Origin of the sequence: Pseudomonas sp. Yb2C2 (assembly GCF_052112325.1) — a bacterium.
Taxonomy (GTDB): Bacteria; Pseudomonadota; Gammaproteobacteria; order Pseudomonadales; family Pseudomonadaceae; genus Aquipseudomonas; species Aquipseudomonas marginalis.
The window spans coordinates 314151-331244 of the sequence record NZ_JAVAJK010000004.1; the positions used below are offsets into that span (position 1 = coordinate 314151).

General features: G+C 52.3%; 13 protein-coding genes. 12 read left to right on the forward strand and 1 reads right to left on the reverse strand.

Annotated features, from left to right (window positions below; all coding sequences use genetic code 11):
* The first annotated feature begins 158 nt into the window (after window positions 1-158).
* The 9 genes from Q8X51_RS07800 to Q8X51_RS07840 all read left to right on the forward strand — a co-directional run bounded on the left by Q8X51_RS07800 (window position 159) and on the right by Q8X51_RS07840 (window position 8444).
* A complete protein-coding gene (locus tag Q8X51_RS07800; protein ID WP_407693092.1) occupies window positions 159-1400 on the forward strand; it encodes a tyrosine-type recombinase/integrase in 1242 nt (413 codons plus the stop codon).
* A 717-nt stretch (window positions 1401-2117) separates the two neighbouring features.
* Entirely contained in the window at window positions 2118-2624 is a 507-nt protein-coding gene (locus Q8X51_RS07805) for a hypothetical protein (RefSeq protein WP_407693091.1), read from the forward strand.
* Between the two features lie 67 nt (window positions 2625-2691).
* Window positions 2692-3195: a helix-turn-helix domain-containing protein gene (locus Q8X51_RS07810; protein WP_141537447.1), complete on the forward strand. Its 504-nt coding sequence runs from the start codon at window positions 2692-2694 to the stop codon at window positions 3193-3195.
* Window positions 3188-3442 (forward strand): helix-turn-helix transcriptional regulator, encoded by a 255-nt coding sequence (locus tag Q8X51_RS07815; protein WP_407693090.1) that lies wholly within the window; start codon window positions 3188-3190, stop codon window positions 3440-3442. The genes Q8X51_RS07810 and Q8X51_RS07815 overlap by 8 nt, the downstream gene beginning before the upstream one ends.
* Window positions 3439-3744, forward strand: a complete 306-nt coding sequence (locus tag Q8X51_RS07820) for a hypothetical protein (RefSeq protein ID WP_407693089.1) — start codon at window positions 3439-3441, stop codon at window positions 3742-3744. The genes Q8X51_RS07815 and Q8X51_RS07820 overlap by 4 nt, the downstream gene beginning before the upstream one ends.
* Window positions 3745-4274: 530 nt before the next feature.
* Entirely contained in the window at window positions 4275-4556 is a 282-nt protein-coding gene (locus tag Q8X51_RS07825; protein WP_407693088.1) for a hypothetical protein, read from the forward strand.
* On the forward strand, window positions 4553-4834 hold the full coding sequence (locus Q8X51_RS07830) for a DUF3077 domain-containing protein (RefSeq protein ID WP_407693087.1): 282 nt from the start codon (window positions 4553-4555) through the stop codon (window positions 4832-4834). The genes Q8X51_RS07825 and Q8X51_RS07830 overlap by 4 nt, the downstream gene beginning before the upstream one ends.
* The gene (locus tag Q8X51_RS07835; protein ID WP_407693086.1) at window positions 4831-7737 is read left to right on the forward strand and encodes a DUF927 domain-containing protein; all 2907 of its coding nucleotides are present in this window, start codon (window positions 4831-4833) and stop codon (window positions 7735-7737) included. The genes Q8X51_RS07830 and Q8X51_RS07835 overlap by 4 nt, the downstream gene beginning before the upstream one ends.
* A 71-nt stretch (window positions 7738-7808) precedes the next feature.
* Window positions 7809-8444, forward strand: coding sequence for a hypothetical protein (locus Q8X51_RS07840; RefSeq protein WP_407693085.1), 636 nt, complete (start codon window positions 7809-7811; stop codon window positions 8442-8444).
* Window positions 8445-9160: 716 nt separating this feature from the next.
* On the opposite strand, the gene Q8X51_RS07845 is transcribed toward Q8X51_RS07840, so the two are convergent.
* The gene (locus Q8X51_RS07845) at window positions 9161-9676 is read right to left on the reverse strand and encodes a GNAT family N-acetyltransferase (RefSeq protein ID WP_407693084.1); all 516 of its coding nucleotides are present in this window, start codon (window positions 9674-9676) and stop codon (window positions 9161-9163) included.
* A gap of 882 nt (window positions 9677-10558) precedes the next feature.
* On the opposite strand from Q8X51_RS07845, the gene Q8X51_RS07850 reads away from it, so the two are divergent.
* The 3 genes from Q8X51_RS07850 (at window position 10559) to Q8X51_RS07860 (ending at window position 16946) form a co-directional block, all read left to right on the forward strand.
* On the forward strand, window positions 10559-13990 hold the full coding sequence (locus tag Q8X51_RS07850) for an SIR2 family protein (RefSeq protein WP_407693083.1): 3432 nt from the start codon (window positions 10559-10561) through the stop codon (window positions 13988-13990).
* Between the two features lie 596 nt (window positions 13991-14586).
* Window positions 14587-15129 (forward strand): hypothetical protein, encoded by a 543-nt coding sequence (locus Q8X51_RS07855; protein ID WP_407693082.1) that lies wholly within the window; start codon window positions 14587-14589, stop codon window positions 15127-15129.
* A gap of 773 nt (window positions 15130-15902) precedes the next feature.
* Window positions 15903-16946: a methyl-accepting chemotaxis protein gene (locus tag Q8X51_RS07860; RefSeq protein ID WP_407693081.1), complete on the forward strand. Its 1044-nt coding sequence runs from the start codon at window positions 15903-15905 to the stop codon at window positions 16944-16946.
* The last annotated feature ends 148 nt before the right edge of the window (window positions 16947-17094 follow it).

Below are 17094 nucleotides of genomic sequence, written 5' to 3' on the forward strand. Positions count from 1 at the left end.
TATAGATGTCTACAGCAGTCTATAAACAACCCCAAGAAGCCCGCCTAGTGCGGGCTTTCTTGTTTCTGGCTGTACACCTCTGTCTACCCCTATACCTTCCCACCGTGTATCCCCCTGTGTATCCTTGGTGAAAAATAGAACTCAGGGGATACATGCCCATGAAGCGTTCTGAAATCAAGCGCCGCCCCTTGTCTGACACCGTCCTGGCAAGCCTGGAGCCCGACATCAAGGAATACCGGGAGCAGGACGGCAACGGTCTGTACTTCCGCGTAAAACCCGACGGTCAAAAGTCCTGGCAACTGCGCTACAAAACGCCAGCCGGCAAATGGAGCTGGTTAGGTCTCGGGGGTTATCCAGAGGTCAGTGGCGCATTTGCAAGGCAGAAGGCTTCCGTACTGCGCAGCGACGCAGCCGACGGCAAGAACCCAATGGCGACTAAACAGGCTCGCCGAGCTGCTGAGCTAGCGGCAAGTAACAATACGTTCGAGCCACTCGCACGGGAGTGGCATAGCTCGCGGCTCAACGCCTGGGATACCGGTACCGCTAAACGGGTCTTAGGTGCGTTGGAGCGCCATGTGTTCCCCACCTTCGGCAATCGCCCATACACAGGCATTCTGTCGATGGAGTGGATGGAACTGCTACGCGGAATGGAACGACAAGGCATCCTTGAGCAGATGAGCCGAGTCAGAGCCTACTGCAAAGACATCTATGACCTGGCTCGGGTAACCGGCCGAGCGATAAACAACCCACTTGATGGCGTGCATAAATTCCTTTCGGCAGGTAAGCCCGAAAACTATGCCCACGTCAGCATTGAAGAACTGCCCGCCCTCCTCCGCGCCATTCGCTCCTACCCTCACGCCAAAGATGTGCAACTGGGCTTGCGCTTGCTGACACTCCTCGCTGTTCGCCCCAGTGAGCTACGTGAAGCGTGCTGGTACGAGTTCGACCTTGATAAAAAACTTTGGACAATCCCGGTGGAACGCAAAGGCCGTAAGAAAGGCCTCGAGCACTTAGTACCACTCAGCCGTCAGGCCGTTGAAGCCCTCAAAGAGCTGTACGTCCTGACCGGCGCTTACCCGTTACTCTTTCCTGGCAGAAGCGACCGCACCAAACCTCGAAGCGACACGGTATTTCTAATGGCTCTACGCCGTCTCGGGTATGAAGGTCGACAGACAGGCCATGGGTTTCGGCACATCGCTAGCACCGCCCTGAATGAACACCGATTTGATGCTGACCATATTGAGGCCCAACTCAGTCACAAGGCACCAGGTGTGCGCGGAATTTACAACAAGGCCCAGTACCTGGCGCCGCGTACAACGATGATGCAGTGGTACGCCGATTACCTCGATGGACTAGAGAAAGGTAACGTGATCGAAGGAACTCTTGGCAGGGTCGAATAATGATGCGTTTCCGTACCCCCTCAAAAAACGGTGTTCCAGGTGTTCCAGGTGTTCCACAAACGCTGAAAGCCTCGTATTACGTGGCTTTCAGCGGTGGAACACCTTTTTGTTTTAGCTGGAACACCTGGTGTTCCACACAAAAAAGGTGTTCCACCCATAAAGCGCCTCAAATGGAACACCTCAAACCAGCCATACCCGGCTGTAGGCCCCGTGCACTGCGGTTCCTGAGGAATTTATGGATCGCGCGTTCACTGAATTATCTCAGGGGTGTGGGGGTGGCCGATGCCTTATAGGGATCTTCTTGGGCACCCGCTGGATGTCGATACTTATGACCCACCCACAACGCTTACGACCCGCGCTTTGTACCCTGAATTTGAGGATCGCTTCGCGGAGGCATTTGATGTGATCTGCAAAGGGCAATCGTGCTGGAAAGAATTCTACGTTTGCGACGAGCTCTGGGATCCTCATGCCCGTAAGGTCGTTTCTGCGGTATGTCATCTGTCGTACAACATTCGACAATCGTTCAACAGGTTTCCTGCATTAGGGCTAGCGTTTGCAACACGCACTAGCCGTCTTGATAGCTCTGGAGTATCTGATGCTCAGCTAGTGGCGACCCTAGCGATGGATCGTGCGTGTCGAGCAATCTTCACGCTTTGGAGATGGATAGACCTAGTCGAGGGTGATGCAAATCGTGGTGACCATGAACGAGCTATAAAAATGGCGCGCGTCTTCCCTGACTCTTATCTCGAGATGGTCAACAAACATCGTGAACAGTTCAAGGTCGAGGAAAGTGAAACTGGGGAGTCTTTCGCGACCTATTTAGGGGATGCTCGGAGTTACATTGCAGAGGCCGAGACCTATGCCGTAAAAGCCGAAGCGGATAAAAAAAATGCAGCAACTCAACAACAGACAGCTCAAGAATATCGCAAAGCCGTCTCACGCAAAGGCTCCGATAAATCGGCGAAAGTCAGACGTTTAGGTAATGCCCCGCGAGACAAAAATATTTGCGATGCCTACGAGCGCGATACGGGATCAGGAAAGATCCACGCCGAGGTAGTGGCTTCCCTTTCGAAAAAACACTCCCTCAGCCAGAAACAAATAAAAAACATCCTGGTTCAGGGCAAGGTATGGGCCCCCAAGAAAAAGCGTTCAAGCGCAGATGATGAGCAGGCGAGTGAAGCCTATCGGGAGATTCTTGAGCGGATGAGAAATATATGGGAATGAGCTAAGCACAGTTCCAACTGGGTAAATAAAGTCGCTCCTGTCGATCACGGATACGCAGGAGATTGATATGTACGCAAACGCCGCTCCATCAGAATCGCTAAACACCGCTGCTCCCACCCAGGCGCGGACAAACGTCACCCACGGCTCGCATGACTTTTTGACTGGCGGGCAAGTCGCTTACGCACTGCGCATCTGCCCCGAAACCCTTGCGGAATGGCGCCGCAAAGGTAGACCTCTCAACTGGACGAACGTCGACGGCAGGCCCAAATATCGAAGGTCCGAGGTATTGCGCTGGTTGTACCGTTGCAGCAAAAACATCGGAGATTTAGAACCGCTCGCGAGTGTCCCGCACGGTTTTTTGTCTGAGGGACAGGTCGGTTATTCGCTGCGCATAGGCTACGGAACTCTTGCGGATTGGCGCCGCCGGGGTAAGCCGCTCACATCGACAGGGATCGCAGGACAATACCGTTATCGCCTTGTCGAGGTCGTCCAGTGGATATTCCAATCCAGGAATGAAATTCTGTCTTTGGATGCGACCTCATTTGGGCCAGAGGGGGACGATCATGACTGACCGGAACCCTCCCCCCTTTCAACTTGATCCAGCCACTACGCTGATCCGTATAGGTGAAGTCTCAGCCATCGTCGGCCTTGCCAGATCCACGATTTACAAGCTGATGTGCCAGCCCGAAAGCGGTTTTCCTCTCCCCGTAAAACTCAGCGAAAGCACCGCCCGTGGAGCGCCGGTAGCTTGGGTCTTGAGTGAGGTTCAGAGCTGGGTCCGTGCCCGCATCGCGCTGCGCTCCAAGGAGGCCGCATGAGAGCGTCTGTAGCCCATGAGGCGGCATTACACCCATTCTCCCTCCTCCAGGAAATCGGCCTGTCTAAAGCAGCCATGCAGCGCCTCATCCGGTTTAGAAATAAGCATGAAAGCCTGGACCGGGCTGTCGTCGTCATGACCTGGCCTGACGGCAACTGGTGCGTACTCGCGATGCATACAGAAAAACTCAGCCTCGTCGCTATCGAGGACGACCAAAAAGCAGCTGCATACCACGATGCACGCTCGATGATTGAGGGCGGCTATCTGCCGCTGCTTCACCTGCGCTGGGAATTTCATGCCTGAAATGAAAACGCCCCCGGCGGCAACCGGGGGCGTTGGAGGTAAATCTAGATGCCCAATCAATGTATTTCGCCCCCAGCAAATCTTCAAGCTTCGCTTGTGGTTGCACGTCGGAAAACTGAGCGCTATGCTCTGGTCGTCGCTGCAAATTCAGCGACCGGGTTTGGCGACCCGAGTTTAAGAAGGCGCACAGGCGCCACCATATCGATTGCAGGCGCTTTTTTTGTGCCCGCATTCCTGCTTTATGGCGGCTGTGCGCGGGAGACCTTCGGGTCTGCCGGGTTCCTTCTTACCCGGTTCGCCAACCTGCGCACAGCTGCCACCTTTATTCGTTTGGCGACGTTCAGTGGCAGCTTCCACTTAAGAAGGAGCTCCACCATGCACGCCCTCAATCCGTCCAAAATCCGTGCTGCTGCCCACCGGGCAATGGCTCGCGCCGCTCTACACGCTAACTCCAGCCTCCGTTCCCGACTCGCCCGCTACAACTCTCACATGGAAAAAGCACGCGCCCTGGAAGCCACAGGGGGTGTGCAATGAAATCGAAATGCCTCGCTCTGCCAGAAGAGCTTTTGACCGTCTCCGGCGACGTCGAAGCAGGCATACCAATCGATGCAATCAACTGCATCATCATTCGTGCCGACTCGGTCTTGGCCTTGCTTGAAGACCACTTCATCGAGGGCAGACCGCCGCTCCCAACAGCGATAGTGGCGGGCACTCTTTGGGATGTACGCGGCGCACTCGCTCTCATAAAAACACTACCCGAACACGGCCATGACTCCACTCGCAAAATGCCACGCGATGGAGGTGCCCTATGACCTCGCCAGCCGGAAAAAGAACACCGGGCCATACCCAGTTCACCAAGGTGAATAAAGAAGGCCGGATGCTGTTTCGCGTCAACCCAGGCATATCAATCGATGAGGCTTTAGAGGTCGCATCACACCTGCAATTTTTCGCCAATCAATTCGCGCTCGACGCCGCCATGACTGATAACTGCGAGCGGTTAAGTTGGGCGTCTTATTACCTGGGCGAGATGGCAAAAGCACTCATCGATGACGTCACGGACGGGCTCTTTCTTGCGAGGCCTGACCAATGACCGAGCGCCCCGCTAAAACAGGCAAACGCCCCAGCTTCGCCCAGGTGAAAGCGGCCTCTCTTAAGGCTATTGACCGAGTATTGGCTCACTGGCTTCCCAACGGGAAACGCGAAGACGGCGGCAAGGAATATTCAGCGCCGAATCCAACTCGCGCCGACAAGCACGCCGGATCGTTCAAGGTGAACTTAGCCAAGGGCACCTGGGCGGACTTTGCCACCGGCGACAAGGGCGGCGACCTGATTGATTTGGTCCGTTATCTGGACGGCGGAACAGAGGTCGAAGCGTGCAACAAACTCGCCGATTTTTTGGGTGTAACCAACGACTCAAATGGCGTCTCAACAGCTGCGAAATCGGCGCAAAGCAAAACACCGGATTGGGTGGCGATCCGCCCCATTCCTGATGAGGCCATGGCGAAAATTTTGGTCAAGCATCGCCAGCACGGAACACCCTCAAAAGTTTGGATCTATCGAGACGCTGACGCCCAACCTTTGACGGTGCTCTACCGCTTTGACCTGCCCCCAGATGACAGCGGCAATCCGCGCAAAGTGTTTGCACCTCTGACCTGGTGCAAAGGCAAAAATGGTGTTCTCCAATGGCGCTGGCAGGGTCTGCCGGAACCGCGTCCGCTATTGCACCTCGATCACCTCAAGCAACGCGCCGAGGCGCCAGTCGTGGTGACTGAGGGGGAGAAATCTGCCGACGCCGCCGCACTGCTTATGCCGGGGTACGTCGCCACCTGCTGGCTCAACGGAACGAACTCTTGGCGCAAGTCGGACTTTAGTCCGTTGATTGGGCGCGATGTGCTGCTGTGGCCTGATAATGATGCGCCAGGGCTCAAGTGCATGGATGAGCTGGCCGAGCACCTGCGAACGCTGGGAGCGGCCTCTGTGCGCGCTCTGGCGCTCGCGGTGTTCAGTCAGCGCCCCGGCCTTGATGGAGAGGCACCGACCTTTGCCAAGGGCGGTGTGTGGGCGGACGGCGATGATGCTGCCGATGCACTGGTAAAGGGTTGGACGACCGCTCACTTTGCCGAGCTGGAGCGCACAGGAGAGCTTTTCTCTCTGCCGCTCACGGCGCCCGGCGACAAGCCGTCCAAAGCCAAGCAGACCACGAGCAAAAAACCCGCTAGGAAATCCAAAACCAATACGCTGCCAGGTGGCTTTCGGCTCACATCCGAAGGCGTGTTCTATGCCGGCGATGACGGTGAATCCCGGCCAGTGTGTTCTCGCCTGGAAATCCTTGCCCGCACCCGAGACGAAAAGGGCAACAACTGGGGCTTACTGGTTGAGCTGGATGATCCCGATGGAGATAAAAAACGCTGGAACATCCCCGCTCGCAACATGGCCGGTGACTTCGGCAAGGAAGTGTTGGGGCCGCTGGTGGACATGGGCTTGCGGTTGGCGGGAAGTCGCTCAGGGCGTAATGCTCGCAACGATTTACAGGGCTACCTGCAAAGCTATGACAGTGACAAACGCGCTCGAGTCGTTAACCGACTCGGTTGGCATGACGATGCCTACCTACTCCCGGAGCAGCAGATTGGTGTCAGCAAAGAGCAGCTGCATTTCTACGATGCGGGTGCTCAACTTCCGCCCATCAGTCAGGCCGGAACACTCGCACAATGGCAACGCCATATTGGCTCCCTATGCATTGGCAACCACCGACTAACGTTCGTCGTGTGTGCCGCTTTTGCTGGGCCATTACTGCACATGCTGGGCCATGAGTCAGGAGGCTTTCACCTTTACGGCGATAGCTCCGGTGGGAAGACCACACATTTGCAAGTGGCCGCATCGGTCTACGGGAGTCCGCGTTGCGTGCGCTCCTGGCGTTCGACTGACAACGCCCTGGAGTCCATCGCCGCCGCGCACTCAGACGGCTTATTGGTTCTCGATGAAATTGGAATGTGCGATCCGCGCATCATTGGCGAAACGGTTTACATGCTGGGCAATGGCAGTGGCAAAGCACGCGCCAATGATCGAGGCCAGGCCGGTCGTCACGTGCAGGAATGGCGTTTGTTGTTTCTCTCGACCGGGGAAAAGACGTTAGCGCAGCACATGGCAGAGGCAAACAAGGATCTTAAAGCGGGCATGGAAGTACGCATGCTCGCAGTACCTGCCGATGCCAGCAAAGGGCTTGGAATGTTCGACGCCCTCAATGGATTTGAGGATGCAGCTGCGCTTTCAGACGCTCTAAAAGCGCGGGTGACCAAGTACTACGGCACCCCGCTAACCGCCTTCCTGTCGGCCCTATGTGAGCCCGGAAAGATGCTGGGGTGGTCAACCATTTTGCGCCACACCATTGAGCGGTTTGTCTCGACTTCACTACCCAAATCAGCGAGCGGACAAGCCCAACGTGCTGCCACTCGTTTTGGACTGGCCGCTGCCGCTGGAGAGTTGGCCACCGCCCTGGGGATAACAGGTTGGCCTGAGGGTGGAGCGACCACGGCAGCAAAGGTTTGTCTCAATGCCTGGCTGAATGAGCGAGGCGGCGCCGGAAACTTCGAGAGTGATGCCATCGTGGCGCGGCTTCGCCAAGTGATCGAGCGTTTTGGGGAGAGCCGTTTCACTCGCTGGGAATCCGCCGCCGCCAAGATCGATGAGCACGGCCCTCGCACCATTGACCGGCTGGGCTTTCGCAAAACGCTGGAGCATGGCCTGGGTGATGCGTTGCACACCACCACTACCTACTACGTACTGCCCGAGGCTTGGTGTTCCGAAGTCTTCAAAGGCATGAACCTGAATGCCGTTAACAAAGAGCTATTGAACCGCGCCATTTTAGAGCCCGGCAGCGATGGCAAAGCGGCTCAATCGGTAAGGCTACCGGGCATGCCTAAAGCCCGTGCCTACGTTTTTAACTCCTCCGCACTCATGGCGGATGACAGCGGGCACTCCTTCGAGGCCGCATAAATTAGTTATCCATTTTGGCCTGCCATTCCGGCAAGCCTTTCGCAGCACCATATGTAAATGGAGATACCCGCATGTCTAACAGAAACTCGATTTCAACCCCCGAAATTAAAGCGGCTCAAAACAAATACGCAGCTCAACGTGAAACGCTCCAAGAACTGGAGAGAACCAAGAAGCAGCTAGCCCACAAATTAACGGCCTTGGTCACTGAGGCCACTCTCGACAAGGAAGCCAAAGCATCGGCGCATGACAAGGCGCTCAAAGCCTACAGTGCGGCTATTGCTGCTGGTGATACTGCCGCTGAAGCCGAAGCAGACACCGCCTTGCAATCAATCCTTAGCGAGTCGGACAGAAGCCGTGGCAAGCACCTGGCTCGAACCGCTGCCATCGCTAAACTTGAACAGGAAGTCACTGAGATCGACCAACGACTTGAACAGGGTAACCAAGCGCTGGAGACCTCACACAAAGAGCTCTTGAGGGCAATCCTGTACAAACGAGCGGAACAAATAAGAAGCAGCGCTAATGAGTTGGTGGCAGTAGCCAAACGATACCAGCAGGTCGCGTATCTCATGGGTCTGCAAGGCTCTTTGCAGGACATTCGGATTCCCTTACCTCCCACTCACCGGGAGGACCGGTTTGACTACGTCGGCCCTCATACAATTAGGACAGGCCCAGAGAGACCGCCGGTTGAGGAACTGCTGTTGGACTGAATCGACACACCATCAACGTGGAACACCTTTTTCCCCTGGAACACGCGGTGTTCCACCTCAAATAAAAAGGTGTTCCAGCCTGAAAGCCACGTACTCCGTGGCTTTCAGCTTTAGTGGAACACCTGGAACACCTGGAACACCGTTTTTTGAGGGGTATCGGTTTTTTACCTCCATCATCCCGTCGCATTGGGCGTCTTCAGCGAGCAGCAGCAGGGGCTGCCACACACTTACCAGACCGAACCGACTACGTCTGTCCTCACACAAATCGTTCCTGGCGCAACCTGCGCCGAACGTTGAGGACGTGACTCTGGGACCAAATCAACAGGCTTCAACGTGGAACACCTTTTGCCGCTGGAACACCTGGTGTTCCAGCTCAAATAAAAAGGTGTTCCACTCTACAAGCCACGTAATCCGCAGCTTTCAGCCTTGGTGGAACACCTGGAACACCTGGAACACCGTTTTTTGAGGGGTATCGGTTTTAACCCCCATCACCCCGTCGCATTAGGCGCCTTCAGCGAGCAGCAGAGGGGTTCGCCCACGCATTCCTACACATCTCCCAGATGCCCAGACAGCAGCCTGCGAAATTGCGCTCCACCTGACCATCCGTTTGCATTCGTTCTGACCAGCAATTGCATCGAATTTGACCAACACGCGTTGAAACCAAGATCGGCAGAGAACGGCCAGAAGCAGTCAGTCGACGGGTTTGATAAAGATGATTAAACAGTTGGTATTTGGTAAACAACCGAGTCGTACTTGGCTGATGTGCGCATCTCGAGGATGATCCCACCAAGAGCCTCGGCAATACGTCGACTCGCATGGTTGTCCGTCGCAACGGGGTAGATGAAACTTTTTGCTACCACTCGCTGGCTGGCCCACTGAACAACCGCTTGGACCGCTTCACCTCCAAAGCCTAGCCCGTGTTTATCTTCACGAATCCAGATACCCAGCTCCGACGTTTCACCGTGGGTATCGTGCAAGCCGACAAGGCCAGTAAAACGAGCATCGTCGAGTTGTCTAATTGCGAACACAAAGTCGCTGCCATCTGCGATTGAAGGCAGCCAGTGCCGCCAGACGTTTGCGTAGTCCTCAAGAGAAGCAGGTGGTTCCCACGACATGTAACGAGTCAACGAGGCAGTTATACAAGCGAAGGATTCAACGGCGTCCTGCGCGCAGAATGGCTGAATACTAAGGCGTGGCGACTGAATGCAGATTTCGCGGGTATCGACGAGCATCGTAATTTCCTTACAAGAGGTGCAGTACTCCGTGTGTGTCCAGGAAAAGTAACATGCTGGCCATTTCTTCAGCGAATCGGACGTCCTCTTTGGGTCGACTGCTGCCGGTCATGCCCACAACTCGTGCCGGTCAAATCTGACGCAGTGACTGGTCAGGTCGAATGAAAAGGGTGAGCAAGTCCGTGCAATTACCCAGCAGCCAAAACACGGCACCTCCGCTTCGCTCATGGGTCCTTTGGGAGGTGATTCGGATTGGGGTAATTCGAACCCCGATGTTTTTGCAGATTCAAGTGGCTATAGGGGGTTCCGTCTCCGGTTGGGTATTAGGTCAGTAAAGGGCCAAGCCCCCAGCCCTTGCCCACCTATCAGTGATGCTGTTGAGGTGTCAGGGAAAGAGGTGCCCCTGTGACCACCACCATTACCCGCTGTGGGTGTCCCAGATAAAGGGCAGCGGGATGAATGAACAACTCACCCCGTCTAAATCCGGTGCCCCACATGCTCCCGGTGTACCATAAACGCTGAAGGCCACGGAACACATGGCCTTCATGGGCTTTACACCGAATAGAAATAGTCGGAACACCTCGTGTTCCAGCAGCTAAGCGTGTTGCAGGAGAGTGGAACATGACAACTCCTAGACTCGTCCCGTCGAGCTCAGGGTATCAGCACATCTGCCACTTCAGCAGTGGCCACAGGCCATAACAAGTATTATCGTACGACGATCGCGTACGATGATGGTTCCAGTGATAAGAAAAAACTGTATTTTTTGAGTGCCTATTTTAGGGAGGACGCTTGATCAAACTGGTCTAGCGACTATGCGGAGCGTTTGGCTCTGTGATCTCTTTAAATGGATTTTTAGAAATTGCCTAACCTGAAGAAAAAATAATGACAAATGGTATTGCCGTTAAAAATATTCATGAATCAATAGCCAAAGAAGAACTCATCGTCATCATAGGAACTGGCGTTAGTATTTCCTTAACAAACAACGAATACAAACAGCTTTCATGGACGGGACTTATTGAAAGCGGATTTACATTCGGCGGTATAAAGGGGAAAATCACCGAGACTCAAATAGAGTCATGGAGTGACCAACTACACTCCAATGATATAGATGACGTTCTAAGTGCGGCAGAATTTGTTAGTCGGAAGTTGGGCGCACCAAGTGGGGAGCTTTATGCTCGATGGCTAAATGAGTCGTTTGAACATATAGTCCCAAAAAACGATGACATGGCGCAGGCCATCAAAGCGATATCAAAACTAGGCATTCCAATATGCACTTTAAATTATGATTCTTTACTAGAGAAGGTCACAGGACTCCCGGCAATAGTTCCTTCCGACATACGCCAAACCACCGCATGGATGAGAAAGGAAGAGCAGGGGATTTTGCATCTACATGGCAAATGGCAGCAGCCGGAGTCCTGCATACTTGGAATTAGAGACTACGAAAGGACATTGAATAGCGAGACTCGAGATCTTTTCCAGAGGCATTTAGGCGCTTTCAAACGACTATTATTTATCGGATGCGGAGAGACTTTTTCCGACCCGAATTTCAGCGCACTGATAGATTGGCTAAAGATTCAGTTCGGCGCCTCTACTCTCCAGCATTATGCGCTGGTTAGCGAGCAGCAGTATTCAGACAGGCATGCAGATCCTACTTGGCATGGCTTTGTTGACCCGCTAAGTTACGGCGATAAGCATTCAAAACTACCGTTATTTTTAACTAGCTTATTCCACAACAAAATAAAAACCCTTGCCAGCTCGACACCAAAAATAAGAAGAACAGGTAAGACCGAAAAGGACCGCATGCTTCTTGATAGCTACAAAGAATTCCTGATAAGAGACTGTGGTCAAATGACCATTGAAGGTGTAAGCGCTGATATGGACACAGCGCAACGACGATTTGACCTTGAAAAATTATTTGTACCGCTTGAGCTACTACCCTGCCCACCAGACATTTCTTTGGATGATCCTTTACGCCAAAGCAAACTTACTAGTTGGAAGAGAAAAAACAAAGAGCCGCAGTCATTCGGCGATGTTTTTAATAAAACCAAAGGGGTGGCTCTTTTGGCACTACCTGGCGGAGGGAAAAGCCTACTACTAAAGAGGCTTGCAGTCGCATATGCAAGTCCAGACAGAAGACTGAAAAGCGATGACAGCTTACCTGACGCTGAGCTGACTCCCATATTAATCAAGTGTCGCGAATGGCGAGACCACATAAAACTTCCAATTGCGACCCTATTAAAAAGCCTTTCGGACATTACAGGCCAACCAGATCTTGACGGATTACACTCGGCCCTAACTCCTTTATTTAAGCAGGGAAAGATTTTACTTTTAGTCGATGGATTGGATGAGATCCATGACGATGGTGATAGAACCGTATTCGTTGAAAACCTACGATCTTTTTTAGACCAGTTTTCAGAAACAAAGCTGGTAGTAACTAGTCGAGAGGCAGGTTTCAGCCTAGTTGCGCCATATCTGGCCACGTATTGCGAACAGTGGAGGGTGGCCCCCCTCAGCTCCGATGCAATAATGTTGCTATGTAGTCACTGGCACAAACTAATGGTTGGTAATTCACCTGAGGCGCTCGCAGAAGCAAACTCCCTAGGCAAGATACTTACATCAAACATGGGATTGAGAAGACTCGCTGAAAACCCACTTTTACTGACAATGCTTCTTGTGGTCAAACATGGTGCTGGCAGGCTCCCACCTGACAGGGTCCGTCTGTATAGTCGTGCAGTAGAGGTCCTTCTTGATACGTGGAATATAAAGGGGCATGACGCGCTTGACACTAAGGAGGCAATTCCCCAGCTTTCCTATATAGCATTTGAACTCATGCGAGCAGGAAAACAAACAGCAACTGAACAAGAGCTTCTTCAACTGCTCGAAAAGGCACGCGAGAATGTCCCTCAAATTAAGCGCTATGCCAAAGATACTCCCTACCAGTTTTTGAAAAGAGTAGAACTGCGCTCAAGCTTATTGCTGGAAGCTGGGCGACAGGTTGAAAATGGCCGTGCAGTGCCGTTTTATCAATTCAGACATCTAACCTTTCAGGAGTATCTAACAGCCCTGGCAATTGTAGATGGGCATTACGACGGCTACGACTCTAAATCGCCACTGATAAAACCTCTAACCAGTCGACTGATTTCTGACGAGTGGAAAGAAGTTATACCAATGACTGCTGTATTGGCAGGTAAACGAGCTGATTCAATTATCAAAGCTTTGGTGCACAAGGCAAATCTGCTGAAGCGCAGAATGGATGCTGGGAAAGGGTTTTCAGGGAAACAGGAGTGGCTAAGCCATCCAAATGTACCGCCAGGCGCAGTAGCAAGATTGGTACAAAGCCTTATTGAGGAAGCCGAGGCTGGACCCGATACTCTAACTGAAGCACTAAGTCTGATTACGTATTTCGCTAGAGGATGTAAATCAAGATTAGATTGGAGAGCATTATGCCGTGGGCCATATGCGGGTGAACTTATGCACCAAGCATGGTTACTGTACAAAAACCTTGATGCCCCCAAAGATACTTGGGTTCGGAATAGCTATGCTTGTTTTGCGTCCTATAGGCGTCCGACAAGTCACTGGCTTGGTGACGAGGGACAGGACGAAATTCATAACTTATTGAACGATACCGATAGTGAAAAGGTTTGCTTAGGCCTTATGACAGTTGTCGGTGTTTTATGGAACGACTCAATCCACAGGATTAAAAATAGTGCCGTAGTAGGACCAAAATTATCGCACAAAATCGAATCGCTGTTATTTGACAATCATCCGGCCATCGCACATGTTGCATTGTGGACATGGAGCCTCAACCTACATCATACAGATACAGTTGACATTGTGAGCGAGCACCTTCTCAACTTCTTCACAGCCAACTTCTTCCAGCAGAGCTTCGATGATAAATCTAGTTTATTTTCGTTTGCTCTATATAGTTGCATGGGTCTTCAACGCGATAGCTGGAGACCAACATTGTCCACTGAACAAATAGCGATCATAAAAACTGTCCCTCTAGGTATACTCACCGACATCCACAATAAAAACGCAAGCGCAGCGCTAACTATTGCTTATCACGCCGGCGATGTTTGGGACGATGTTGAACTCGTGGTTAAAATTGCTGAGTATCGTGACTTTACAATTAATCATGGTGGCAGACGAGACTGTGCGCGGCTAGACAAAATGCTATCTAAGATAAATCCATTCGGAATTAACTACTTGAAACTTCTCGAGGAGCAGGAGGCAAAAGAAGAGCTCACAGAATTTGATGTTATCGATGAAGAAGAGTTTGAGGATCTTTCTGAGAGCCCAGCGACGATATCTTAAGCGGTATCATTTAACCGCTAGTGCAGAACACGATTGTGCTGTGCGGCAGTTTTGCTTGAGCTAGTACACGCTACTGACAAATAGCGGCTATTCGCACAAGCTGATTTGTCGCCTTACTCCTAAGTTATGCGACGATTCGCTCGCGCCGCGGGGTGAAGTTTTGCGGTGTCGCGTGAGCCTGTCGCAGGTGCTCCATTTTCTGCGACATGAAATGCGATAGCTGTGGCTCTGCGACGGATTGGGTGCGACTCCGATAGGCTCGCCAGTTCCCAGGGCAGGGATCAGCAACCGAAGCCTGTCACACTGGCGATTTTATGCCTGCCATGAATGTCCGGAAATGGCCGTTTTGAGCCGGTCGTAATAGACAGAAAACGACCCAAAGCAACCATCCATCACAGGGTGCTTTCGGCCCGAAGTTGACGGTAGCTACAGGCAGAAATCGACCCAGTAGCACCGGCCCGTTCTTGAGATACCTTCAGGATCAGGGTAGACGATGAACTTGGGTATTGGCGGACCTGACCGAGGTGCAATGGTAGGGAACGCACGAGGAAATTGTGTTGGCCAGCACAGTTATTGTGAGATTTTAGGGAGGGAATATGATTTTTGACGAGGACGATCGCTTTGAGCGATGGATAAAGGTTTCTATTGGGTTGATGAGGTTCGAGCCCCATCTTATGGGGCTAGTTCAGAGCCTCGGGGACATGGATGTTGAGTTATGTGGAACTGATGAAAAGCTTGTGGATGACTACTTCCAAAAAAATATCTCACCCACATACGAAGATATTCAAGGACATGTGACCCAGTCATACCTATGGGTACTTGGCGCCTATGAAGTCGTTCGAACGTTGACTCAGCGATTGTCAGAAAATCAGTGCAACGATCCACCCCAGATTTTTGAGACTTTTAAGCAGGTCAAAGCAAGATTTGCTCGTGTAAGAGTTCCTCTGGCGAAGTTTGAGCCAGCATCAATCCATAAAAAGACAGACAGTCATATAGCCTATCCTGGGTTTGCTTTTGACATTGGCATCGCTTGGCAGGTAAATGAAGAGGTCATCGTCTCTCGTCGCGAGCTTTCTGATGCGCTATTGAATGCGCTTGAACACGCTAGGGTGGAAACCTTGCGCAGGTCATCGAGCTAAGAACTGTATTCAGCGTCGGCTTCTGGCGGATTCTGTTGAAAAAGTCGACATCGAATTCCACGGCAGAAAAGTACGCGCCTGAGATTGAAATCTGAATTTGGGCAGACGGTTCAGGGCTCGGATTTCACTTAGCAGCGTGCAACAGAGGTGCTCTCATCCATCAATATTCGAGCGTTTTAGGAAAACCGACTTTTTCAACAGAATCGGCGGATAGCAGCCTATCGCTAGAGGCTGAAATCTAACCAAACCGGCCCTTCGTGGATTTCAGGGTGGCAATCCAACTGACAACCAGAACCAGAGCTATCTATCCGATCTGAATGATGCTCACCGTGATTGCCCCAACCGAAGCGACACCCATCACTGCGCTGAGTTTTCTGAATGAAACCGTCTAGGTTCGGCGCCTTGATGCGTACAGGGTTGACCCTGTGCGGCAATGACAACCACTACGACCGCCCTGCCCTCCTAAGCCTGACCACGTCATGAATGCCGTATTGTCAATGAGCCGCATCAAACTGCTGAGTCTCTAGGCTCTCTTGCCAGCGCTCATTGGTGTCCCATTCCTTACGACCCAAGCCAAGAGGGGTCCGGGCCTCGGACATTTGAATTAATTTTTCGGATTCACCTAATGGCCAAGTGAAATCAGCCGATCTTATTGTTAGAGGGGTCCTAACCTTCATTCGTTAGAGGGCAGCTATAGCCCAGTTTTGTATTTTCTTCGTTCATTGATCAGCAACCCACTGCCGCCATCAATAACTCGTAGAAGCAGAAAGAAAATGATCGAACCCGAACGGATCGTCTCCCTTTCCCGGGAAGTAGAGTCTCTGGCGAATCGTGGTGTCAGTGATATACATGCGATCACTCGCCAAACTCGATTGCTGGCAATCAATGCACTCATTGAAGCCGCGCATGCAGGCAAGGCCGGGATGGGGTTCTCGGTTGTGGCCGAAGAAGTCAAAAATATCTCCGAACGTATTTCGAAAATTGCCAGCGGGCTGACCGAGGACTTGCAGGTTTCGGTCAATGAACTGACGGCACTCGGTCGTGGCATGTGCTTTGACGTGCGCGGACAGCGATTGGCTGATCTGTCGCTTAACATGATCGAGATCATCGATCGAAACCTTTACGAGCGCACATGCGACGTGCGCTGGTGGGCAACGGATGCATCCCTGGTAGACGCGCTGACGAGTCACTCCCCGGAAGATTGCGCCCACGCCAGCGAGCGTCTTGGGATCATTCTCGACAGTTACACCGTGTACCTGGACATCTGGGTCGCTGACAACAGTGGGCGAATCTTGGCATCAGGCCGACCGGGAACCTTTGGCAGGGTGATCGGAGCCAATGTTGCAAAGGAGCCTTGGTTCAAGAAAGCAATGCAGCACGCTTCAGGTGATCAGTATTTCGCTGGAGAAGTAACAGCCGAACCGCTTTTGAACGACTCGCAAACCTGCACATTCAGTGCCGCAGTGCGCAGCAAGGCAGGTAAACAGACCCCGGTGATTGGCGTAATCGGAATTTTTTTCGACTGGAAAAATCAAGCTGACTCCGTGCTCAAAGGCGTGCGATTGAGCGAGGATGAACGCTCGCGAAGTCGATTGATGATCATCGACGACAATCACAGGATAATTGCCAGCTCTGATACACAGAATCAGTTGGGCGAGCGCATTGAATTGCAGACTAAAGCGGCCCAATCGAGCGGTTACAGCATCCTGAGTAAAAACCTCATCCAGGGTTACTCGATAACGCCTGGGTTTGAAACCTATGCCGGTATGGGATGGCTAGGCGTCATCGAACAGCAATTGCCCACAATTGACGCTTAACCCATCTACACCGTATAGCGTTTGAGCCACATCGAAAACGTTGGGAGAGTACTGCTTGCTCGCTTAGCACTACTCTCCGCAGACATTAGAAAATTGCCAACACTGGTTGGGCACACCTCACGCTCTTTCTCATTAAGACTTCCGTATC

Coding starts and splice junctions, on each gene's coding strand:
- Q8X51_RS07800 (WP_407693092.1), top strand. CDS start 159: ATGAAGCGTTCTGAAATCAAGCGCCGCCCCTTGTCTGACACCGTCCTG.
- Q8X51_RS07805 (WP_407693091.1), top strand. CDS start 2,118: ATGGCGCGCGTCTTCCCTGACTCTTATCTCGAGATGGTCAACAAACAT.
- Q8X51_RS07810 (WP_141537447.1), top strand. CDS start 2,692: ATGTACGCAAACGCCGCTCCATCAGAATCGCTAAACACCGCTGCTCCC.
- Q8X51_RS07815 (WP_407693090.1), top strand. CDS start 3,188: ATGACTGACCGGAACCCTCCCCCCTTTCAACTTGATCCAGCCACTACG.
- Q8X51_RS07820 (WP_407693089.1), top strand. CDS start 3,439: ATGAGAGCGTCTGTAGCCCATGAGGCGGCATTACACCCATTCTCCCTC.
- Q8X51_RS07825 (WP_407693088.1), top strand. CDS start 4,275: ATGAAATCGAAATGCCTCGCTCTGCCAGAAGAGCTTTTGACCGTCTCC.
- Q8X51_RS07830 (WP_407693087.1), top strand. CDS start 4,553: ATGACCTCGCCAGCCGGAAAAAGAACACCGGGCCATACCCAGTTCACC.
- Q8X51_RS07835 (WP_407693086.1), top strand. CDS start 4,831: ATGACCGAGCGCCCCGCTAAAACAGGCAAACGCCCCAGCTTCGCCCAG.
- Q8X51_RS07840 (WP_407693085.1), top strand. CDS start 7,809: ATGTCTAACAGAAACTCGATTTCAACCCCCGAAATTAAAGCGGCTCAA.
- Q8X51_RS07845 (WP_407693084.1), bottom strand. CDS start 9,676: ATGCTCGTCGATACCCGCGAAATCTGCATTCAGTCGCCACGCCTTAGT.
- Q8X51_RS07850 (WP_407693083.1), top strand. CDS start 10,559: ATGACAAATGGTATTGCCGTTAAAAATATTCATGAATCAATAGCCAAA.
- Q8X51_RS07855 (WP_407693082.1), top strand. CDS start 14,587: ATGATTTTTGACGAGGACGATCGCTTTGAGCGATGGATAAAGGTTTCT.
- Q8X51_RS07860 (WP_407693081.1), top strand. CDS start 15,903: ATGATCGAACCCGAACGGATCGTCTCCCTTTCCCGGGAAGTAGAGTCT.